Annotated in this window: 27 protein-coding genes; 13 read left to right on the top strand and 14 right to left on the bottom strand. The window is 69.5% G+C overall.

Annotated elements, in window-relative coordinates:
• The first annotated feature begins 136 nt into the window (after nt 1-136).
• Genes WBL06_RS08065 through WBL06_RS08050 form a run of 4 tightly spaced genes read left to right on the top strand, consistent with a single transcriptional unit; the run spans nt 137 to nt 2,830 of the window.
• The gene (locus WBL06_RS08065; RefSeq protein WP_424455474.1) at nt 137-646 is read left to right on the top strand and encodes a TQO small subunit DoxD; all 510 of its coding nucleotides are present in this window, start codon (nt 137-139) and stop codon (nt 644-646) included.
• On the top strand, nt 643-1,026 hold the full coding sequence (locus WBL06_RS08060) for an Rv1678 family membrane protein (RefSeq protein ID WP_424455473.1): 384 nt from the start codon (nt 643-645) through the stop codon (nt 1,024-1,026). Before WBL06_RS08065 ends, WBL06_RS08060 begins: the two co-directional genes overlap by 4 nt.
• The gene (locus WBL06_RS08055; protein WP_424455472.1) at nt 1,023-1,832 is read left to right on the top strand and encodes an Rv1680 family SBP-like protein; all 810 of its coding nucleotides are present in this window, start codon (nt 1,023-1,025) and stop codon (nt 1,830-1,832) included. Before WBL06_RS08060 ends, WBL06_RS08055 begins: the two co-directional genes overlap by 4 nt.
• Nucleotides 1,826-2,830, top strand: a complete 1,005-nt coding sequence (locus tag WBL06_RS08050) for an Rv1681 family radical SAM protein (RefSeq protein WP_424455471.1) — start codon at nt 1,826-1,828, stop codon at nt 2,828-2,830. The genes WBL06_RS08055 and WBL06_RS08050 overlap by 7 nt, the downstream gene beginning before the upstream one ends.
• 20 nt (nt 2,831-2,850) lie before the next feature.
• Here the strand turns inward: WBL06_RS08050 and WBL06_RS08045 are convergent, their stop codons facing one another.
• Both WBL06_RS08045 and WBL06_RS08040 read right to left on the bottom strand, forming a co-directional pair.
• A complete protein-coding gene (locus WBL06_RS08045; RefSeq protein ID WP_424455470.1) occupies nt 2,851-3,690 on the bottom strand; it encodes an NAD-dependent epimerase/dehydratase family protein in 840 nt (279 codons plus the stop codon).
• Between the two features lie 31 nt (nt 3,691-3,721).
• Complete coding sequence (locus WBL06_RS08040) at nt 3,722-4,303, bottom strand: helix-turn-helix domain-containing protein (RefSeq protein ID WP_424455469.1); 582 nt, start codon at nt 4,301-4,303, stop codon at nt 3,722-3,724.
• 102 nt (nt 4,304-4,405) lie between these two features.
• Here WBL06_RS08040 and WBL06_RS08035 point away from each other — a divergent pair, with 102 nt between their 5' ends.
• The 6 genes from WBL06_RS08035 to WBL06_RS08010 all read left to right on the top strand — a co-directional run bounded on the left by WBL06_RS08035 (nt 4,406) and on the right by WBL06_RS08010 (nt 6,322).
• Nucleotides 4,406-4,636, top strand: a complete 231-nt coding sequence (locus WBL06_RS08035; RefSeq protein ID WP_424455468.1) for a hypothetical protein — start codon at nt 4,406-4,408, stop codon at nt 4,634-4,636.
• The gene (locus WBL06_RS08030; RefSeq protein ID WP_424455467.1) at nt 4,636-4,776 is read left to right on the top strand and encodes a hypothetical protein; all 141 of its coding nucleotides are present in this window, start codon (nt 4,636-4,638) and stop codon (nt 4,774-4,776) included. Before WBL06_RS08035 ends, WBL06_RS08030 begins: the two co-directional genes overlap by 1 nt.
• A gap of 4 nt (nt 4,777-4,780) precedes the next feature.
• Complete coding sequence (locus tag WBL06_RS08025; RefSeq protein ID WP_424455466.1) at nt 4,781-5,314, top strand: GNAT family N-acetyltransferase; 534 nt, start codon at nt 4,781-4,783, stop codon at nt 5,312-5,314.
• Between the two features lie 123 nt (nt 5,315-5,437).
• Nucleotides 5,438-5,632 carry a type II toxin-antitoxin system HicA family toxin gene (locus tag WBL06_RS08020; RefSeq protein ID WP_424455465.1) on the top strand — a complete coding sequence of 65 codons (195 nt, stop codon included), beginning with the start codon at nt 5,438-5,440 and terminating at the stop codon, nt 5,630-5,632.
• Nucleotides 5,629-6,006, top strand: a complete 378-nt coding sequence (locus WBL06_RS08015; protein WP_424455464.1) for a hypothetical protein — start codon at nt 5,629-5,631, stop codon at nt 6,004-6,006. Before WBL06_RS08020 ends, WBL06_RS08015 begins: the two co-directional genes overlap by 4 nt.
• Nucleotides 6,007-6,031: 25 nt before the next feature.
• Nucleotides 6,032-6,322 (top strand): HigA family addiction module antitoxin, encoded by a 291-nt coding sequence (locus WBL06_RS08010; RefSeq protein WP_424455463.1) that lies wholly within the window; start codon nt 6,032-6,034, stop codon nt 6,320-6,322.
• 33 nt (nt 6,323-6,355) lie between these two features.
• Here the strand turns inward: WBL06_RS08010 and WBL06_RS08005 are convergent, their stop codons facing one another.
• The 8 genes from WBL06_RS08005 to WBL06_RS07970 form a co-directional block, all read right to left on the bottom strand.
• Nucleotides 6,356-6,751, bottom strand: coding sequence for a carboxymuconolactone decarboxylase family protein (locus tag WBL06_RS08005; RefSeq protein WP_424455462.1), 396 nt, complete (start codon nt 6,749-6,751; stop codon nt 6,356-6,358).
• The gene (locus WBL06_RS08000) at nt 6,748-7,521 is read right to left on the bottom strand and encodes an alpha/beta fold hydrolase (protein WP_424455461.1); all 774 of its coding nucleotides are present in this window, start codon (nt 7,519-7,521) and stop codon (nt 6,748-6,750) included. The genes WBL06_RS08005 and WBL06_RS08000 overlap by 4 nt, the downstream gene beginning before the upstream one ends.
• Nucleotides 7,518-8,705: a lyase family protein gene (locus WBL06_RS07995; protein ID WP_424455460.1), complete on the bottom strand. Its 1,188-nt coding sequence runs from the start codon at nt 8,703-8,705 to the stop codon at nt 7,518-7,520. Before WBL06_RS07995 ends, WBL06_RS08000 begins: the two co-directional genes overlap by 4 nt.
• Entirely contained in the window at nt 8,692-9,258 is a 567-nt protein-coding gene (gene pcaG, locus WBL06_RS07990; RefSeq protein ID WP_424455459.1) for a protocatechuate 3,4-dioxygenase subunit alpha, read from the bottom strand. The genes WBL06_RS07995 and pcaG overlap by 14 nt, the downstream gene beginning before the upstream one ends.
• Nucleotides 9,255-10,070 (bottom strand): protocatechuate 3,4-dioxygenase subunit beta, encoded by an 816-nt coding sequence (pcaH, locus tag WBL06_RS07985; RefSeq protein WP_424455458.1) that lies wholly within the window; start codon nt 10,068-10,070, stop codon nt 9,255-9,257. The genes pcaG and pcaH overlap by 4 nt, the downstream gene beginning before the upstream one ends.
• A 328-nt stretch (nt 10,071-10,398) precedes the next feature.
• Nucleotides 10,399-11,154: an IclR family transcriptional regulator gene (locus WBL06_RS07980; RefSeq protein ID WP_424455457.1), complete on the bottom strand. Its 756-nt coding sequence runs from the start codon at nt 11,152-11,154 to the stop codon at nt 10,399-10,401.
• Nucleotides 11,155-11,156: 2 nt separating this feature from the next.
• Nucleotides 11,157-13,067 carry an ABC transporter ATP-binding protein gene (locus WBL06_RS07975; protein WP_424455456.1) on the bottom strand — a complete coding sequence of 637 codons (1,911 nt, stop codon included), beginning with the start codon at nt 13,065-13,067 and terminating at the stop codon, nt 11,157-11,159.
• A 36-nt stretch (nt 13,068-13,103) separates the two neighbouring features.
• Nucleotides 13,104-13,913 carry a hypothetical protein gene (locus tag WBL06_RS07970; RefSeq protein ID WP_424455455.1) on the bottom strand — a complete coding sequence of 270 codons (810 nt, stop codon included), beginning with the start codon at nt 13,911-13,913 and terminating at the stop codon, nt 13,104-13,106.
• Between the two features lie 89 nt (nt 13,914-14,002).
• On the opposite strand from WBL06_RS07970, the gene WBL06_RS07965 reads away from it, so the two are divergent.
• From WBL06_RS07965 to WBL06_RS07955, 3 genes are read left to right on the top strand one after another with little or no spacing between them, the layout of a single operon-like run.
• A complete protein-coding gene (locus WBL06_RS07965; protein ID WP_424455454.1) occupies nt 14,003-14,929 on the top strand; it encodes an ABC transporter ATP-binding protein in 927 nt (308 codons plus the stop codon).
• Complete coding sequence (locus WBL06_RS07960; protein ID WP_424455453.1) at nt 14,926-15,759, top strand: ABC transporter permease; 834 nt, start codon at nt 14,926-14,928, stop codon at nt 15,757-15,759. The genes WBL06_RS07965 and WBL06_RS07960 overlap by 4 nt, the downstream gene beginning before the upstream one ends.
• Entirely contained in the window at nt 15,756-16,586 is an 831-nt protein-coding gene (locus tag WBL06_RS07955) for an ABC transporter permease (RefSeq protein ID WP_424455452.1), read from the top strand. Before WBL06_RS07960 ends, WBL06_RS07955 begins: the two co-directional genes overlap by 4 nt.
• Nucleotides 16,587-16,724: 138 nt before the next feature.
• Here the strand turns inward: WBL06_RS07955 and ribH are convergent, their stop codons facing one another.
• Genes ribH through ribD form a run of 4 tightly spaced genes read right to left on the bottom strand, consistent with a single transcriptional unit; the run spans nt 16,725 to nt 20,198 of the window.
• Complete coding sequence (gene ribH / locus WBL06_RS07950; RefSeq protein WP_424455451.1) at nt 16,725-17,195, bottom strand: 6,7-dimethyl-8-ribityllumazine synthase; 471 nt, start codon at nt 17,193-17,195, stop codon at nt 16,725-16,727.
• Nucleotides 17,192-18,496, bottom strand: coding sequence for a GTP cyclohydrolase II (gene ribA / locus WBL06_RS07945; RefSeq protein WP_424455450.1), 1,305 nt, complete (start codon nt 18,494-18,496; stop codon nt 17,192-17,194). The genes ribH and ribA overlap by 4 nt, the downstream gene beginning before the upstream one ends.
• On the bottom strand, nt 18,493-19,140 hold the full coding sequence (locus WBL06_RS07940; protein WP_424455449.1) for a riboflavin synthase: 648 nt from the start codon (nt 19,138-19,140) through the stop codon (nt 18,493-18,495). The genes ribA and WBL06_RS07940 overlap by 4 nt, the downstream gene beginning before the upstream one ends.
• Nucleotides 19,140-20,198 (bottom strand): bifunctional diaminohydroxyphosphoribosylaminopyrimidine deaminase/5-amino-6-(5-phosphoribosylamino)uracil reductase RibD, encoded by a 1,059-nt coding sequence (gene ribD, locus WBL06_RS07935; RefSeq protein WP_424455448.1) that lies wholly within the window; start codon nt 20,196-20,198, stop codon nt 19,140-19,142. Before ribD ends, WBL06_RS07940 begins: the two co-directional genes overlap by 1 nt.
• Between the last annotated feature and the right edge of the window lie 59 nt (nt 20,199-20,257).

Genomic DNA, 20,257 nt, shown 5'->3' with positions numbered 1-20,257 from the left:
TCTCTGTGACGCGAGGGGTCCGCGCACGGCGATGCTATTCAGGCGGTCGACGCCCGGGGGGCCTTCCGGTCGAGCCGTCATCACTCCGTAAGAACTTCGCGGGGCCCCGCCGTTCGCCGCGGGCTTGAATGGCGAGGTGGAACGACAACAGCCCCGATTCGCGGGCATCTCGGTCGCGATCCTGCGGATCGCCGTCGGGTTGCTCTGGATCCAGAACGCAGGGTGGAAAGTACCCCCCGACTTCGGGCAGACCGACGACAAGGGCTTGTACTTCTGGGCGAGCCAAGCCGTGGAATATCCGGTGCTGCCGCCGTACTCCTGGTTCGTCGAGACCGTCGTGCTGCCGCAGATCGGCGTTTTCGGCTGGATGATCCTGCTGCTCGAGGCCGCGCTCGGCGCCTTCCTGCTGATCGGCCTGGCGACGCGCTTCTGGGCACTCGTCGGCATCGCGCAGTCGCTCGCGATCACCTTCTCGGTTCTCAACGCGCCTGACGAGTGGCACTGGGCGTACTACCTGATGATCCTCGCCCACCTCGTTCTGCTGGGAACGGCCGCCGGTCGCCGGGTCGGTCTGGATGGCGTGCTGCGCCCGATCTGGACGCAATCGCCCGGCCGCATCGCGCGAGTGCTGAGGGCGGCGTCATGATCGCCCAGCGGATGCATCGCGCCACCCTCGCCCTCGGTGCGGCGGCGCTCGTCAGTTGCCTCTTCGCGCTGACCCCGGTTCTGGGTGCCGCGCTCGACTTCGTGCAGGTGCGCGGGGCGGGCATCGTCGCGCTCGCCGTGTTCGGGGCGCTCGCCGTCGTGTCGGCGCTCACCAAGGTTCGGGCCCTCGGGCTGATCGCCGGAGCGGGTTTACTGCTGTGCGCGCTGCTCCAGCTGGTCCAGCTCGGCCAATCTCTCAACCTGCTGGGCGGTGACGCGTCGACGGTGTCGTTGTTCGGCGGCCTGGGCATCGGTCTGGTCAGCATCTGGCTCGCCGCACGCGCGGTCGACCGCAATCCGGAAGGAACCCCCCTGACATGACGCCGCTTCTCATCGGAGCCGTGGCCTACACGCCGAACGTCGTGCCGATCTGGGAGGGGATGCGCGACTACTTCGCCGGCACCGAGGCGGAGATGGACTTCATCCTCTTCTCCAACTACGGGCGACAGGTCGACTCACTCATCGACGGCACGATCGATCTGGCCTGGAACACGAACCTCGCCTGGGTACGCACGGTCGCGCAGACGAACGGCGCGTGCAAGGCCGTCGCGACCCGCGACACCGACACCGTCTTCCAGACGCTGTTCGTGTCACGCGCGGGGGCCGGGATGAGCGAGTTGGAGAGCCTCCGGGGCCGCCGGCTCGCCCTCGGCTCGCAGGACTCGGCTCAGGCCGCCGTGCTCCCCGTGCACTTCCTCGCGGAGGCCGGCATCGGCGGCACCGACGTGGAGTTACTGCGCTTCAACAGCGATGTCGGCAAGCACGGCGACACCGGCAAGAGCGAACTCGACGCGCTGCGGGCCATCCTCGACGAGCGAGCGGATGCCGCCGCGATCGGCATCAACACCTGGGAGGCGATCGGTCGCGACGAGCTGATGCCCGGCGCCTTCGAGGTCTTCTGGGAGTCGCCCACCTACAGCCACTGCAACTTCACCGCGCTGGCCGGCCTGCCCGACGAACGGATCGCTCCGTGGGTCGATCGACTGCTCGCCATGGACTGGGAGAACCCGGCACACCGGCCCATCCTCGAGATGGAGGGGCTGCGGCAGTGGGTGCGTCCCCGCCTCGAGGGGTACCAGTCACTGTTCGCCGCGGTCGCCGCCCAGGGGATCTCGCCGCGATGGTGAATCACGCCCTCGTGCTCGATCTCGTCGAGCATGCGAAGACCGTTCCGACCGGCGGTACGTTCACCATCGAGGTGCCGACCGGCGACCCGGATGTCTCGCGGCAGACGCTCGAGGCGTGGTGCGGCCGCACGGGCAACGAGCTCGTCGAGCTCGCCGGTTCGACCGCGCGCGTGCGGCGGGGGCGGTCATCCGATCCCCTCGCCGGTCTCACTCCCGACCAGCTCCCGGGAACGCGGCTGTGGATGTACACGAACTTCGACTGCAATCTCGCGTGCGACTACTGCTGCGTGCGGTCGTCGCCGCAGACCGAACGACGAGCCCTGGGCATCGACCGGGTTCGGCAGCTCGCGTCTGAGGCCGTCGACGCCGGCGTTTCCGAACTCATCCTGACCGGCGGCGAGCCCTTCCTGTTGCCCGACCTCGATGAGGTGGTCGAGGTGTGCACCTCCCGCCTGCCGACCACGCTGCTCACGAACGGGATGCTGTTCAAGGGGATGCGCCTCGAGCGGCTCCGGCGCATGGATCGTGATCGGCTGACGCTGCAGATCAGCATCGACTCCCCGACTCCCGAGATTCACGACAGTCACCGCGGAAAGCGCTCGTGGGAGCGCGCCGTCGACGGCATCCGGATCGCCCACGAGGAGGGGTTCCGCGTGAAGGTCGCGGCCACGCTCCCCGCGGATCAGGTGCACGAGCTCGAACCCTTCCACGACTTTCTCGACTCGATCGGCATCGCCCGCCCCGACCAGGTCATCCGCGCGCTCGCCCATCGCGGCGTCTCGGAGACGGGCATCGAGCTCACTGTCGAATCGCTGATTCCCGAGGTGACGATCACCGCGGATGGCGTCTACTGGCATCCGATCGCGGCCGACCACGACGACCAGCTCGTGTCGCGTCAGATCTTCCCGCTGAAGGTCGCGATCGACGAGGTGCGCACCCGGTTCATCGAGCATCGCCGGCGAGCCGACGCTTCAGCAGCGTGGTTCCCCTGTGCGTGAACCGGCCGTAACTTTCGTCGTCAATCTCGCCATGAGTGCTGCGGCGCGTACCCGAGCACCTCGCGAGCGTGGTCGATCCCCAGCAGCGTCTCGTGCTCGCCGAGATCCCGCCGCACCTCGACATCGGGAAAGAACTCCGCCAGCAACGACGTGCTCGAGCGCTCCATCACGGTGTCGGCCGCCGCGATGATGAACCGGTCGAACCCGGGGCGGCCGGCATCCAGGGCGCGCAGCACCGCCTGCGCACCGTCGCGGGCGTCGATGTAGCCCCACAGGTTCCACTTGCGGCTCGCCGGGTCGCTCTGGAAGGCGGCGAACTCGGGGTAGTCGTCGGGGGTCATCACGTTCGAGAACCGCAGCGCGGTGATCGAGAGGTCGGCATCCCAGCGCGCGACCTTGCGAGCGAGCTCTTCTTCTAGGTGCTTGGTGAGGGAGTAGATGCTCTCGGGGCGGGTGTCGTACTGCTCGTCGACCGGCGCGTAGGGCGGGTCGATCGCGAACGGCAGGCCGAGAAGCGTCTCGCTCGATGCGAACACGATGCGACGGATGCCCGCCTTGCGGGCCCCATGGATGACGTTGAACGTCGCGAGCATGTTGTTGCGGAAGGTCGCCACATCGGTTTCGAGCCCCGGCGCCGGAACCGCACCCAGATGCACGATGCCGTCGAGTCCGTGGTGCCGCTCGTCGATGCCGCTGAGGGCGTCGAACACCGATCCTGAGTCAGTGAGGTCGATGCGGGTGAACCCGGCGCGGCGGGGTCCGGCCTGGTCGAGCGCGACGATGTCGTGGCCGGCCTCCCGCAGTTCGTGCTCGACGACGGCGCCGAGCTTGCCGTTCGATCCGGTGACGGCGAGTTTCATGAGGTTCCTCTCGGTGGCTGCTCGGGTCACGCTACCCGTCGCCCTCCGAGTGCACATGCACCCGCTCGCCTTGGCGGCTCAGCAGGTTGATCACCTCGGCCGGTTCCATCGACGCGCTCGCGAAACCGTGCGGCCTCCGGGTGTCGAACTCGGCCGCCTCGCCCGGCGTCAGCACGGTTTCGTCGTCGCCGATGACGAGTCGCACGCGGCCGCTGAGCACGTAGATCCAGTCATAGCCGGCGTGCACCTTCGTGGCGACGGGCGCGTCGGGTGCATGCCCGGGCAGCAGCATCTTGAAGGCGACGACGTCGGGGTTCTGCTTGGTCAGCGGGATGATCGCCCGACCGTCGCGGTAGAAGGTCTTGGGGTGGATGCGCGGGTCGGCGATCTGCGGAGCCCCGACGAGGTCGTCGAGGCTCGCGCCGTAGGCGGACGCCAGGCGGATCAGCAGATCGAGGGTCGGGCGGCGAAGTCCGGACTCCAGCCGGGACAGCGTGCTGATCGAGACGCCGGTCTGCGCCGAGAGGTCGGAGAGGGTGCGACCGCTTCGGGCGCGCAACTCGCGCAGACGGTCGGCGACGCCGTCGATGACCGCCTCGATCTCGTCGGCCATGAGACCCCTTTGCTGGAACGGCAAACGACGTTGCCGTTGTGTCAGCGTACTTCGATCATGGGCACATCAGCACCATCCCAACTCGACATGAAAGAAGCCGTCATGAACAAACCACCCTCCACCCACGTGCGAGCCGCCATCACCTGGCTCGCGATCTTCCCCCTCGTCTCCATCGGCATGCTCGCCATCGCCCCCTTCTCGGATGCCTGGCATCCCGTGCTGCGCGCCCTCGTGCTGACGCTCGTCGTCGTGCCAGTCGCGGTGTATCTCGTCGTGCCGCAGCTGTTCCGCGGGTACGCGGCGATCGCGCGTCGCCGGCAGGCGGTTCGGTGATGGAGTTCACCTGGACCGTGCCGGTCGCCCTCATCCTCGGCGCCACGGCGTACGCGATCGTCGCCCGCACCCTCGCCTACCGGGAGCGCCTCGCTCGCGCCGGGTCTACGGTGGAGGCCACGTCCCGAACCCCGGAGTAACCGCATGCGCCTCGTGCTCGACGACCTGGTGATCGCGCCCCTCGCGGCCGACGACATCCCGGCGTTCGTCGCCTACCGGCGCGACCCCGATGTCGCCCGCTATCAGAGCTGGTCGCCCGAGTTCAGTGACGCGGATGGGCTGCAACTGCTCGGCTCGCAGGTTCGCGACTTTCCCGCGGCGGGTGAATGGATGCAGTTCGCCGTCCGTTCCTCGTCGGGCGAACTGCTGGGCGACGTGGCGGTGCACGTGTTCGACGACCAGCCCGACACGTATGAACTCGGGGCGACCGTGAGCCCGGCGGCGCAGGGCCGGGGGGTCGCGCGGGCGGCGCTCGGCGCAACCATCGACCACCTCGTCGGCGAGCGCGGAGCCCACCGCGTCATCCTCACTCTTGATGAACGCAACGCGCCGATGCGGCGCGTGTGCGCCGCCCTCGGGTTGCGGCACGAAGGCACCGCCCGCGACGCCGACTGGTTCAAAGGGGAGTGGACGACAGTGGAGACGTGGGCTGCGCTCGGTCGCGAGTGGCGTCTCTAGGGAAGCAGTCGGAGTGTCGGCGGGCGCTCCTAGCCTGCGCCTCAGCGGCAGGTGACATCTAGGTCATCGACGAACGTCTAGCCGCACTGGACTTTATTGCGTCTAGGATGGATAGACACTACCGTGGTGAAAGAACAGCCGACTCGGAAAGTTGTGCGGCAACTCAGGGCGGCCGGATTCCGAGCTGTTCGAACCCAGGGGAGTCACACGGTGTACCAGAAGGGCGCGTTGAGCGTCACCGTTCCCGACGGGCACCGCACGGTTTCGCCGGGTGTCTATCGGAAAGTACTGAAGGCGATCGAGGAGTCCACGTCATGAGCGAATATACGGTCGTCGTGACCCGTGAAGGCAAGTGGTGGATGGCGCACATTCCGGCGATCGACGGGCTCACCCAGGCACGCCGCCTAGAGGATGCCCCCGAAGCGGCTCGGGAGTACATCGCGGTGACGCTCGACGTGCCGCTGAGTCAGGTCACCGTGGCGGTTTCTGTCATCGATGTCGACGGCGTCAACGTCACTGCTGAGGTCGAGCGGATCGAGGCCGAGCGTGCCGAGGTCGACGCGGCCAGAGAGCGCGTCGCCGAAGACACGCGCCGACTCGCGAAGACCCTCGCCAGCAAGAACGTTCCCGTGCGGGATATCGGGGCGATCCTCGGCGTCTCGCACCAGAGGGCGCACCAGCTCACCAGCTGACGCGCCGGACTACCGGGACTCGCAGATGAACGACAAGCCGCCGCACCCGGGCGAGTTCATTTCCGGGGTGTACCTGGAGCCGCTCGGCGTGAGCGGGCGTGACCTCGCCAAGCAGCTCGACGTGTCACCGTCGACACTGAGCCGGGTGCTCAGTGGTGCGAGTCGGGTGACCCCTGAGATGGCACTGCGGTTGTCGAAGGCTCTCGGGCGCAGTGCCGAGAGTTGGCTTGCGATGCAGGATGCGCACGACCTGTGGGTGGCTCGGCAGAGTCTCGATCTCGGGCCGGTGCAGCCGCTCGCGTTTGCGTCCGCTTGAGGGGTTTCGATACGCGTCCGCCTTAGGCGGGCGCTACTCGACCACCGAAGTGTCGCCCAACGTCTCCTTCAACAGGGCGGTGCCGTGGTTGGCGACGGGGACTCCACGGTAGAGGCCGACCTGCAGGATGATCTCGCGGATCTCTTCGCGGGTGAGGCCGTTGGTGAGCGCCGCACGGAAGTGCATCGGCACTTCCTCCCAGTAGCCCGCGGTCATCAGTGCCGTCAGGGTCACGATCGAGCGGGAGCGCCGGTCTAGGCCGGGACGCGACCAGATGTCGCCCCAGGCGACGCGGGTGATGTAGTCCTGAAAGTCGGCGTTGTCGGGATTGACGCCGGCGACGGCGCGGTCGACGTGTTCATCACCAAGGACCGAGCGGCGCACCTTCATCCCGTTGGCGCGACGTTCGTCGTCTGACAAAGAAGTCACAGCGGCACCTCCGAGAGCAGGATCGCGGCCACCTCGGCCGGCTTCTCGACGGGCGCCAGATGCGACGCCCCGGCGATCACGTGGAACGAGCCGGTGCGCGCGGCCGCAGCCGTCGCTTCGGCGTCGGCGAGGGTGAGCACCGGGTCGACCTCGCCGGCGATCACGGTCAGCGGGATGGCGAGGTCGCGCACCCGATCCCGGTAGTCGGCTGCCCCGAGCGCTTCGTTGCACCGGGCGTAGCTCTCGTCGTCGATGTCCATCAGGTCGGTCAGCAGCGGCGACGCGACCGTCGGCGAGGCGTCGATGAACCCCGGGGCGAACCACCGCTGTGCCGAACCCTGCACGAGCGACGGGGTTCCCGACGCCCGAACGGATGCCGCCCGCTCGGCCCAGCCCTCGGCGGTTCCCAGCCGGGGCAGCGAGCAGATCATCGTCGTGGAGACGATCCGGTCGGGGGCGCTCAGCGCCACCGCGAGCGACACGAGCCCGCCGAGCGAGATGCCCGCCACCGCGAAGCGGCCGAGGCCGACGTCATCCGCCGCCCGCAGCACCGCCTCGGCGACCTCGTCGACGGTGAACGGCTCCGTCACCGCCGGCGACACGCCGTGGCCGGGCAGGTCCCACCCGAAGAGCGGATGCCGGTCGGCCAGATACGGACGCGCTTCGTCCCAGACGCGAGCGACGCGGGTGCCGAGCGACGGGCCGAGCAGGAACGGCATCCCGCCGCCTCCGGTCGCGAGCGGCGTCAGGCGGATGTCGGGCACGGTCACGTGAGTTCCTCCTCGATGGCGACCAGCAGTCGGTCGAGCAGCGCCTCCGACGAGCCGAGGTAATCGCGCGGCGTTGCCGACCCGGGCGCGAACTTCGCGCGCTCGGCGAGCAGGTCGGAGGCAGAAGCGGCGACGTGCGCGGCGATGACCGACGGGTACACGCGCAGCCCTTCGGCGAGCTCCAGCGCGGTCGCGGCGGCCCCGCCGGCGAGGCGCAGCAGGTCGCGGAACGGCGCCCACTCCGCGTGCCAGGCACCGTCGGGGCGTTCGTCGACGGTGACGGCGGCGGCGTGCAGCATCGCGCCCAGGAACGGTGCCCGGGTTGCCGCGCCGACGAGCAGCACCGCCCGCACCGGGTTGGACTTGTGCGGCATCGTCGACGATCCGCCCGCGGCGCCGTCGTCGAGTTCGCCGGTGCGCGCGAGGGTGGCGACGTTGCGGCCGACCGTGCCCGTGGCATCCGTCAGTTCCACCAGCGCGTCCCCGAGCCGGGTGATCGGCGAGCGGTGCACGTGCCACGGCGCGACGGGTTCGGCGAGCCCGAGTTCACGGGCAACCCGTGACGCAACCAACACCCCGTCGAGCTCCAAAGCTGAGAAGGCGGCGAGCGTGCCGGCAGCCCCGCCGAGTTGCACGGGCAGGGCATCCGCCGCGGTGCGCACCGCCGAGGTGGCGCGGGCGATGCTCCACGCCCACCCGGCGAGCTTCAGTCCGAGCGTCGTCGGCGTCGCGGGCTGCGTGAGAGTGCGACCGGTAAGAACCGTGCCCCGGTGCGCCGTCGCGTGCTCGGCGAGCATCCGGGCGGTGGCGGTCGCATCCTGCACCGTCACCGCGGCGGCGTCACGCGCGACGAGCACGAGCGCGGTGTCGAGCGCATCCTGCGAGGTCGCCCCGCGGTGCAGCCACTCGGCGGCGTCGCCCTCGAGGTTCGAGCGCAGCGCCGCGAGCAACGGGATGACCGGGTTGCCGCCGGCGCGAGCTGCCTCGGCGAGCGCGGCGGCATCCAGATCCGACCCCGCGGAGTCGATCGCGGCGGCCACCCCGCGCGGGGCGCACACCGTCGCGAGCGCCGACTCGAAGCGCACCAGCGCATCGAGGATGGCGGCATCCGAGGTCACTGACGCGACGGGCCTGCCCGCCCACACAGGGTCGAGCAGGCCGACGTCGGCATCAGTTGAAGGCAAGGAAGACGGTCTCCTTCTCACCCTGCAGATGGATGTCGTGGCGCAGCCCGCCGTCGACCTCCGTCGCGACGAGGGTTGCGCGCCGCTCGGGGGTGAGGCGGCTGAGCAGGGGGTCGGCGTCGAGGCCGGGGCCGGGCACGTAGATGCGGGTGTGCAGCCGCGACAGCAGACCGCGGGCGAACACGATCACCGCGAAGAACGCCGGCTTGCCCGGTTCGGTCGGCGCGGGCAGCACCGTCGTGAACTGGTAGTAGCCGTCGTCATCCGACCCGGAACGGCCGAAGCCGCCGAACGACCCGGCCTTGCGCACCAGGTTGCCGGAGTCCGTCGGGATGTTGCCGTCGGCATCCGTCTGCCAGATCTCGATGACGCCGTCCGGAACCGGTGCGCCGTTGCCGTCATAGAGGTAGCCCGACAGCACGATCGAGGAGGCCGAGCCGTGCGGCACGAGCTCTTCGCTCTGCGGGTACGCCATGCCGATCGCGTAGTACGGGCCGACCGTCTGGTCGGCGGTCGGGAAGAGCTGGCTGCTGCTCTGAGGCTTCGCGCTCATTCGTCCTCCTCCGGCCCGTCTTCACTGGCGAACCACGTGCGGTTGCTGCCATTCACCACGATGTCCCAACGGTAGCCGAGCGCCCAGTCGGGAACACTGACGTCGTGGGCGTAATCCGAGATCAGTGACTTCTGCCCGCGGTCGCTCGTGATCGACTGGAAGATCGGGTCGAGCGGCATCAGCTGGTCGCCGGGGAAGTACATCTGCGTCACCATGCGCTGCGTGAACTGGGTGCCGAACACCGAGAAGTGGATGTGCGCGGGCCGCCAGGCGTTCTGGTGGTTCGGCCACGGGTACGCGCCCGGCTTGATCGTGACGAACTTGTAGGTGCCGTCGGCGGCGGTGAGCACGCGTCCGACGCCGTTGAAGTTCGGGTCGAGCGGAGCCGGGTGGCGCTCCTTCTTCTGCCGATAACGCCCGCCGGCGTTGGCCTGCCAGATCTCCAACAGTTGCCCGGCGACCGGGCGGCCGTCGGCATCCGTCACTTTGCCGGTCACGATGATGCGCTCGCCCTGCGGTTCGCCGTTCACCTGACTGGTGAGGTCGAACTCGGTCCAGTGCACGTCGCGGTGGCCGAACGCGGGGGAGGCCAGCTCGATCGTCTCAGGGTCGACGAGTTCGAGGTTCGCCGCCGGGTGCCGCAGGATGCTGGAGCGGTACGGCGGGTAGTCGATCAGGGTGCGGTGCGCGCCCCAGTTGGGGTCGCTGCTCGTCGGCTTGTTCGTGCGGATGTCGGCGATCTCGGCGTCGATGTCCGCTTGCGTCGGGTGCCCGGGCGGGTAGTTCGCCGCGGACTTCGGGATGTCGTCCATGCCACTCCTCTGTGTCGGGGAAAGTCTCCCGCCAGAGAGCTGGCGTGTCGGCATCCTCTCTCACTCAGTGAGAAAGGCTACCCGTGGGTCAGCCGTTGCCGCGCGGGTCGTCGCGGCCGTCACCGCCCAGCCCCGTCAGCCTCCACCACGAATGCCTGTTGCGTTGCCATCACGTCTCCTTCGGCGACAGCTCCACGCTACGTCGAGGGTACCGAGTGGCTTTCCGTTTTCAGGAAGATGGGAGGAAGGAGTGACCTCTGTGGATCGGTGAGGTCGCACGAGCCACATCAGCACCAGCAGCCCCACACATTCCTGAAAAAAGAAAGGGTCAGTGCGCGTCGAGACGCTGTTCGATCGCTGCAGCGGCTCGTCGGAGCAGCGGCAGCAGCCGCACCTCGTCGGCGGAGGAGGCGTGGGCGACGATGCCGATCGCCGCCGCGGGCAGCCCGGGCCGCTCGCGCAGCGGCATCGCGATCGAGATGTTGCCGAGCGTCATCTCCTGCCGGGTGTACGCCCAGCCCTTCACCGCCTCGGTGGCGATCACCTCGCGCAGCTTCGCGGCATCCGTGATGGTGTGCCGGGTCTCAGCTTCGAGCGGCTCGCGCAGGTACGCGTCGAGCCATTCGGCGCTGCGGGTGAGCAGAATCGCGCGGCCGACGCCGGTGGTGTGAAGCGGATGCCGCTGCCCCACCTCGCTGAGCGTCGGGATCGCGCGCTTGCCGTTCGCCTTCGCGACGTACAACACGTCGCGCCCGGCCAGCACCGCGAGGTGCACGTTCTCGCCGGTGCCCTCGTACAGCTCGATGAGCTCGGGCAGCGCGGCTTCGCGCAGTTGTCGCAGCACGGCGGAACGCTCGCCGAGCTCCCACAATCCGAGGCCCATCGACACCCCGGCGGGCGTGCGCTCGACCGCTCCGAGGGCGGCGAGTTCGGCGACCAGGCGGTGGGTGGTCGACACCGGCAGGTTCGCCGCACGCGCCAGGTCGGGGACGGCGATCGGGATGCCGTCCGCCGGAAGGGCGCGCAGCATCCGGAACGCCCGCTCCAGCAGCGAGACGCCCGGCTCGCCCGACCGCCCCGCCACAGCTACACCAGCAGCTGGTGCTTGGCGAGCTCGCGGTAGAGCGGTGTCGACCGCACGAGTTCGGAGTGCGTGCCGATGCCGACCACCTCGCCGTGCTCGAGCACGACGATGATGTCGGAGTCGACGACGGTACTCAGCCGGTGCGCGATGACGAGCAGCGTGCGGTCGTGCGCGACGGCGTCGATCGCCTCGCGCAGCAGTTGCTCGTTCATGCCGTCGAGGCTGGATGTCGACTCGTCGAGCAGCAGGATCGGCGGGGCCGCGAGCAGCGCGCGGGCGATCGCGAGGCGCTGCCGTTCGCCGCCGGAGAGCATGATGCCGTCCTCGCCGACGGGGGCGTCGAGCCCCGCGGGGTCGCGGTCGAGCACCGCGCCGAGGTTCACGTCGCGCAGCACCTGGATGCAGTCGGCGTCGGTGGCGTCAGGGGATGCCAGTTTCAGGTTGTCGCGCAGGCTTCCGGCGAGCACCGGGGCGTCCTGTTCGACGTACCCGATCTGCGCCCGCAACTCGTCGCGGGGAAGGCCCCGCACGTCGCGCCCGTCGAGCCGCACGACCCCCGCGTCGGGATCGTAGAACCGCTCGATCAGCGCGAACACCGTGCTCTTACCCGCACCACTGGGCCCGACGAGGGCCACCCGCGACCCGCGCGGCACCTCGAACGTGACGCCCTTCAGCACCTCGCGGATCTCGGGTTCGGCGGTTTCGGCGGCCGGACCGCTTCCATCCGCGACTTTTCGTGCGGATCGAGCGTCGGGCACGACGAAAAGTGACGGATCGACGGAGGCAGGCGACTCGCTGCCCGGCGCCTCCGGCGGCTCCGGCGGCACGGCGTACGAGAACCGCACGTCGTCGAAGCGGATCGCGGCGGAGGTCGCGACGGGGGCGGCGGGCTCGATCGCGGCATCCCCGTCGGTTTCGGCCGGGATGCGGATGATCTCCTGGATGCGACCGAGCGCACCGAGGGCCTGATTGATCGAGTTGACGGCGCCGAACGTGCTGGCGATCGGCGAGATCAACAGGAAGAGGAACAGGATGAACGACACGAGCGAGCCGATCTCGATCGCCCCCGACGCGACGCGGTACCCGCCGACGCCGATGACGACGAGGAACGCCACCTGCATTGCGATGCCGGCGATCGGCACGACCATCGCCGAGATTTTCGCGACCCGGAACCCGGCACGCTTCGCCGCTTGCGCCTCGACGATGACCGCGTCGGTTTCGCGTTCGGTGGCATTCGACGCGCGCACCGTGCGGATCGCCCCGATCGCACGCTCGACCGCCGAGGCGACGGCGCCGACCCGTTCCTGCTGTTCGAGCGAGGCGGGGCGGATGCGCGACGACAGCAGGATGCCGCTGCCGAGCGCGAGCACGATGACGAGCAGGGTCAGCCCGAGCAGCACCGGGTCGACGATCAGCATTCCGATGATCGCGCCGGCGAAGATGACGACGCCGCCGACGGCATCCAGCAGTCCCTGCGTCATGACCGCGTAGAGCATCGTCGTGTCGGAGCCCACTCGCGACACCAGGTCGCCGGTGCGACGACGGTCGAACTCGGCGATCGGCAGCCGCAGCATGCGCCGCACCAGGCTGCGGCGTGCCGAGAACACCACTGAGGTGCCGATGCGCTGCAGCAGGTAGTGCTGGATGCCGCCGAGCACCGCCGCGAGAAGCAGCAGGCCGACGAGCAGCCAGACGAGCATGCCGAGCGCTCCGCCGGCCTCGACGATGCCGACGACCTGTCCGGCGAGCAGCGGCTGGGCGAGGGATGCCCCGGCGCCCAGCAGCGAGAGGATCGCGACCGCCACGAGCGTGCCGCGGTGTTCGGCGAGGTAGGGCAGCAGCTCCCGGAACGATGCGCGCGGACCGGCGGCGGCATCCTTCCGACCTCGTCGTAGCACGCGGGAGTCGCTCACGCTCTCGACCCTAACGCGGTCGAGGTGGCCGCCGACTCACGCTCCCGATCCGCCGACCGTGCAGCCGCTCGACTCGAACCGGTCGGCCCAGGTGTCGATCGACGCCCCGAACTCTTCACCGAGCGGGGTGAGCGCCGACTCGCACATCGAGAAGACGACATCCGATTCGCCCATGGCCCCGGGCAGCACCGCTGAGAGCCCGAACTCGTGCACCGCCCACGCCGAGAACGACGGGCGGTCGTTCGCGCCGCTGATGTCCTGCGGGATGCCGAGATAGAGGATGCCGTCGCCGGCCCCGTCGAGCACGGCGGGCTGCTGGCAGCGCGGCAGGTAGTCGTCGAACACCGGGTCGGTCGCTTCATCGACCTGCCGCAGCCCGGCGCCCGCCACGATCGTCGACCCGAACTGCGGGTTGGCGACCGGATACACCAGAAGCGGCAGATCCGCGGGCCAGTCGCCCTCCCGCGGGCTGACGCTCACCTCGACCGTGGTGAACGTGTAGCCGCGGCCGGAGATGACCGCCTCATCCACCTCGCCAGCGCACCAGGCGACGGTGGCGGCAATGGCATCCGCCGCCTCCGGAACCATGTGGGGCAACGACGCCTGCACCGTGACGGCGAGGTCGGCGGTCGCGCCGTTCGGGGCGGTGAGGATGCCGACCAGCCCGAGCACCGCGTCGTCGGGCAGCACCAACTGCGCGGGGGCGCCGGGGGTCGGGTCGATCGGGGTCGCAGCGGGATCGGTGCTCGTCGGCGTCGCGGTCGGTTCCCCGCTGTCGGGTGCGCAACCGGTGAGCAGCAGGCCCCCCGCCACGAGGCTCGCCACCGCCACCGATCGGATGCGCATGTCACTCAGCGTAGGCGGCGCATCTGCCAGCCACCGGCACGCAGACCGTACCGTGCGGCGTCGGTGGCGTCGACTTAGACTCGACTTTCGTGTCCGCCCCCGTCATCGCCGCCACCGATCTGGTCAAGACCTACAAGACGACGGCCGCCGTTGACGGCATCTCGTTCGAGGTCGCGCCAGGGGAGTCGTTCGGGCTGCTCGGCCCCAACGGCGCCGGCAAGTCGACCACCATGCGCATGGTCGGCGCGGTGTCGACCCGCACCTCGGGGCACCTCGAGATCCTCGGAATGGACCCCGACTCGCACGGGCCCGAGATCCGCTCGCAGCTGGGCGTCGTTCCGCAGCAAGACAACCTCGACACCGAGCTGGTCGTGCGCGACAACCTCATCGTCTACGGCCGCTACTTCGGTCTGCCGCGCTCGCACGTCGCCCAGCGCGCCGACGAGCTGCTCGAATTCGCGCAGCTCACCGACCGCCGCAAGTCGAAGATCGACGACCTCTCCGGGGGCATGAAGCGCCGCCTCACCATCGCGCGGGCCCTCATCAACGACCCCCGCATCCTGCTACTCGATGAACCCACGACGGGCCTCGACCCGCAGGCCCGGCACATCCTGTGGGACCGGCTGTTCCGGCTGAAGGAGCAGGGCACGACGCTCGTGCTCACGACGCACTACATGGATGAGGCCGAGCAGTTGTGCGACCGGCTCGTCGTCGTCGACAAGGGCCGCATCATGGCCGAAGGCGCGCCCGCCGCGCTCATCCGCGCGCACTCCAGCCGCGAGGTGCTCGAGGTGCGGTTCGGGTCGGAGCGCAACGCCACCGCTGCGGCCGACCTCGCCGGCATCGGCGACCGGCTCGAAGTGCTGCCCGACCGGGTGCTCGTCTACGGCAAGGACGGCGAGGCGGCGCTCGCCGAAGTCACGCGGCGCGGGCTCGAGCCGATCACCAGCCTCGTGCGGCGGTCGTCGCTGGAGGATGTGTTCCTGCGTCTCACCGGACGGTCGCTGATCGAATGACGTCTTTGCCAACGACCCGTGCGGCCGTGCGCGCCGACCCGGCGAAGAGCCGCCGCTACGGCGCCTGGTACGTCGTCGAGCACAAGCTGCGCGCCGTGCGGGCGTTCTTCTGGACGATGGTCGCGACCGCGTTCGGCACGCCGTTCCTCTACCTCTTCGCCTTCGGCGTCGGCCTCGCGAGCCTCGTCGTCGACAGCCAGGGCAGTGAGTTCATCGACGGCGTCGGCTACCTGCAGTTCGTGGCGCCGGCGCTCATCATCAACGCCGCCGTCATCGTCGCCGCCGAGGAGTACATGTTCGGCATGTTGATGGGTTTCAAGTGGAACGCCATCTTCGTCGGCATGAACTCCGGGCCACTCACCGGGCGGCAGATCATCGACGGCATGTTCATCTTCGTCGCCATCCGGGCGGCCTTCACCGCGAGCATCTACTTCGGCGCGGTGGCGCTCTTCGGCGGAACCGTATCGCCCTGGGCCGTTCTCGTCGTGCCGATCGCGATGCTCACCGGTTTCGCGTTCTCGCCGATCGCTGCCTGGGCGGCGTCCGTGAAAGAGGAACGCGGGCAGTTCAACATCGTCAACCGGCTCATCATCATGCCGCTGTCGCTGTTCAGCGGCACCGTGTTCCCGCTCAGTCAGTTGCCGTTCTTCCTGCAGTGGATCGGCTGGATCTCGCCGATCTGGCACGGCAGCGAACTCGCCCGCCAGTTCTCCTACGGGCCGACCGAACCGATCTGGCTGACCGTCATCCACGTGCTGTTCCTCGTCGTGCTCGCCTTCATCGGGTGGCAGCTCACGGTGCACTTCTCGGTGAAGAGGCTGAACCGATGAGTGCGACGTCGACCCTGCGAGCCGCCCAACGCCGCGAGACCGGCGGGGTGCGTGCCCTGTATTCCGGCAATGCCCGGGCCGTGCTCGGCCGCGGCCTGCTCGCGACCCGCAGCACCAACTGGTGGATCGTGCTCACCGGAGTCTTCGAGCCGATCTTCTATCTGCTGTCGCTCGGCCTCGGCCTGGGTGGGCTCATCGGCAGCGTGCAGGACTCGTCGGGCAACGACATCCCGTATGCCGCCTTCATCGCCCCCGCCCTGCTCGCGGTGTCGGCGATGAACGGCGCGATCTACGACTCCACGTGGAACGTGTTCTTCAAGATGCACTTCGGCAAGCTCTACAACGGGATGCTCGCGACCCGGCTCGGCCCCCTCGATGTCGCGCTCGGTGAGATCTCGCTCGCCCTGCTGCGCGGGGCGGCCTACGGCGTCACCTTCCTGCTCGTGATGCAAGCCCTCGGGCTCAACCTCGCCTGGACGGCGATCCTCGCCCTGCCGGCGATCGTGATCATCGCGTTCGGGTTCGCGTCGATCGGGATGGGCATCACGTCGTATCTGAAGACGTTCCAGCAGATGGATGTCATCCCGCTCGTACTGCTGCCGATGTTCCTGCTGTCGGCGACGTTCTTCCCGATCACGGTCTACCCCGAGGCGATCCAGTGGTTCATCAAGGCGCTGCCGCTGTGGCACGGCGTCGAGCTGGTGCGCGGGTTGACGACGGGCGCACTCTCCGTGGCGATGCTCGGCCACCTCGCCTACTTCCTCGGCATGATCGCCCTGGGCCTGATCTTCACGACCCGCCGCCTGCGGGCGCTCTTCCTCGACTAGGACCAACCCGGTTCTCAGGCTCGGGATGCCAGCATGAGCGCGTGCCGTTCACCCCGAGTCCCGCGATCGTGGCGCTGCCGTTCACCCGGGTGCTGCGCCGCGCTCGCCCCTGACGGGTTGGACCAACCAGGGTGTGGGTCAGCCCCGCAGGGCGCGCAGCACGCGGGCGGTGGCGAGGGCGGCTTCGGCGGCGCGACCGCCGACATCCTCTTTCGATTCGGGCAGACCGGCGCGGTCGAGGCCCTGCTGCTCGGTGTCGACGGTGAGCACGCCGAAGCCGACCGGCTTGCCGTTGTCGAGGGCGACCCGGGTCAGGCCGTCGGTGGCGGCGGAGGCGACGTAGTCGAAGTGCGGCGTCTCGCCCCGCACGATCACGCCGAGGGCGACCACGGCATCCGCCCCCGCTTCGAGGGCGGCTTTCGCGACGACGGGCAGCTCGAAGCTGCCGGCTACCTGGATCTCGGTGACCTCGGCCCCCGACGCGGCGAGTACGCTGCGCGCACCCGCGAGCAACCCCTCGGAGATGCGCGTATGCCACAGCCCCGACACGATGGTGACCGAAAGTCCCGTGCCGTCGGTGTCGAGGTCGGGCATTCCGTCGCCGCTCATCGCAGCGACTCGTTCAGTTCTTCGGCCTTCAGTTCGTCGGCCAGCCGCACCGCGTCGAGCGCGACATCGTCCGGAAGCGCGTGGCCCATCCGGTCGCGCTTCGCCTCGAGATAGCCCTCGTTGAACTCGCCGACGCCGACGACGAGAGGCACGAGCTCGCTCACCGTGACGCCGCGCTCCTCCAGCTGCCGGGCCTTCTCGGGGTTGTTAGTGAGCAGCCGCACCGACGTCAGGCCGAGATCCTTCAGGATCGCGGTCGCCGCCCCGTAGTCGCGCGCGTCGGCGGGCAGCCCGAGCATGAGGTTGGCGTCGAGGGTGTCGAGACCGTCCTCCTGGAGACGGTAGGCGCGCAGCTTGTTGATGAGGCCGATGCCGCGCCCCTCGTGTCCGCGCAGGTACACGACGACCCCGCCATCGCGTTGGACGCGTTCGAGTGCCGCGTCGAGCTGCGGACCGCACTCGCACTTGAGCGACCCGAACGCTTCACCGGTGAGGCATTCGGAGTGCACCCGCACGAGCGTGCCGTCTTTCGGTTCGCCCGAGATCCACGCGACGTGGTCGGCGCCGGTCGACCGGTCGCGGTAGGCCCGCACCCGGAACGTGCCGTGCTCGGTCGGCACATTCGTCTCCACCTCGAACGACACCCGCTCGAACTCCGGCACCTCGACGACGGCCTGCGGATCGGCTTCGCACTTGCGCTCCTCCATGAACCGGATGAGCTCCTCGATCGTGATCACCGGCACATCGTGCTCCTCGCCGAGCGCGAGCAGCCCGGGCAGCCGCATCATCTCGCCGTCCTCGTCGACGATCTCGCCGATCACGCCGACCGGGGTCAGCCCGGCGAGCTTCAGCAGGTCGACGGTCGCCTCGGTGTGGCCGTCACGTTCGCGCACCCCGCCTTCCACCGCTCGCAACGGGATGATGTGGCCGGGTCGGATGAGGTGGGCCGGCGTCGACTCGGGGTCTGCCAGCACGCGCAGGGTGTGCGCGCGGTCGGAGGCGCTGATGCCCGTCGAGAGCCGGTCGGCGGCATCCACACTGATCGTGTACGCGGTGCCCCGTGGGTCCTCGTTGTGCGCCCACATCGGCGGCAACTCGAGCCGGTCGGCGATCGCGTTGGTCAGCGGCGCGCACAGGTAGCCCGAGGTGTGCCGCACCGTCCAGGCGATCCACTCCTGGCTCGCGAACTGCGCCGCCAGCACGACGTCGCCCTCGTTCTCGCGGCCCTCGTCGTCGGCGACGATGACGGGCTTGCCGTCGGCGAGCGCCCGCAGGGCGGTAGGGATGTCGGCGAGACTCATGACTCGCTCCTTTCGGTTTCCGTTGGTTGAGAAGCGCCCGGCGCAGCCGGACGCGTATCGAAACCCATCAACCGCTGCACATGGCGCGCGAGGATGTCGGTCTCGATGTTGACGCGGTCGCCCGGGATCAGGGCGCCGAGGGTGGTCGCGGCGAGGGTCTCGGGAATGAGCGAGACCTCGAACCAGTCGTCGCCGGCGTCGCTCACGGTGAGCGAGACGCCGTTGACGGCGATCGAGCCTTTGCGCACGACGAGCGGGGCGTGTTCGGTGTCGAGGGTGAAGCGCAGCACCCGCCAGGCGTCCCCCGGGGTGACGGCGAGTACGGTCGCGGTGCCGTCGACGTGGCCTTGCACGATGTGGCCGCCGAGGCGATCGCCGACAGCCGCGGCGCGCTCGAGGTCGACGCGGTCACCCACCTGCCGCTCGCCCAAGGTGGACATCGCGATCGACACGGCCATGACATCCGCCGTGAACCAGTCGGGGCCCTGGTCGACCACCGTCAGGCACACGCCGTCGACCGAGATCGAGTCGCCGTGCTTCGCGTCGCTCACCGCCAGCGGCGCTTTGATCGTGAGGCGGCCGGAGTCGCCCGAGCGTTCCCAGGCGAGCACCTCGCCCAGCTCTTCGGTGATGCCGGTGAACATCAGTTCCCCCCGTTCTCGGTGGTTGAGTAGCGAGCCGAAGGCTCGCGTGTCGAAACCACACCGTGGAAGTACCAGTCATCGCCGAGCTGCTCGACAGTGTCGACGCGCAGGCGCAGGATCGCATCCATCGACGGGATGCCGAGATCGCCGATCGCGAGCTTCGGACCACCCAGCAGGGCGGGGGCGAGGTAGATCGCGTACTCGTCGGCGTACCCGGCGGCGATGGCGGCGCTCGTGAGGGTCGGCCCGCCCTCGACGTACACCCGGCGGATGCCGCGCTCGTGCAGGTCGCGGAAGATGACATCGAGGTCGCGGGTGCGGGTCTCGAGCACGCCCCGCGGGTGCGCATGCAGGGCGGCGCCGGCCGGGATGCCGCGCTCACCCACCACGACGGGAAGCGGTTGCGCGGGCAGCAGCTCGCCGGCATCCCCCCGTGCGGTGAGCGACGGGTCGTCGGCGAGCACGGTGCCGGTTCCGACGAGGATCGCGTCGCTCTGCGCCCGCTGCTCGTGCACCTTCTGTCGCGCGGCGGCGCCGGTGATCCACTGACTCGACCCGTCGGCGGCTGCGGCTCGCCCGTCGAGAGTGGAAGCCCACTTCACGACGACCCACGGCCGCCCGCGGCGCATGGCTTCGAGCCACGGGTGCAACAGGGCTTCGGCCTCGTCGTGCAGCACCCCGTGAACGACCGGGATGCCGGCTTCAGCCAGCCGCGCCGCGCCATGACCCGACACGGCGCCCGGGTCGGGGACGGCGAACGCGACCTTGCCGATGCCCGCCGCGATGAGCGCCTCGGAGCACGGCCCGGTGCGGCCGGTGTGATTGCACGGCTCGAGCGTCACGACGGCGGTAAGGCCGGCGGCATCCGTCACCTGCGAGAGGGCGTCGATCTCGGCGTGCGGGGTGCCGGCGCCGCGGTGCCAGCCCTCCGCGACGATGCGACCGTCGGCATCCAGCAGCACGCAGCCGACCTGCGGGTTGCCGCCGACGAGCGGTCCACGCACGGCGAGGTCGAGCGCGCGGCGCATCGGCGCCTCGTACCGTTGGGTCTCGCTCATCGTCACTCCTGGTCAGTCCAGGAGACGGGAGGAGTCATGCGGCCGCCACGCTTGCGCGT

The organism is Pseudolysinimonas sp. (assembly GCF_049651805.1).
Classification (GTDB): domain Bacteria; phylum Actinomycetota; class Actinomycetes; order Actinomycetales; family Microbacteriaceae; genus Pseudolysinimonas_A.
This window is presented reverse-complemented; position numbering and strand designations above follow the sequence as displayed.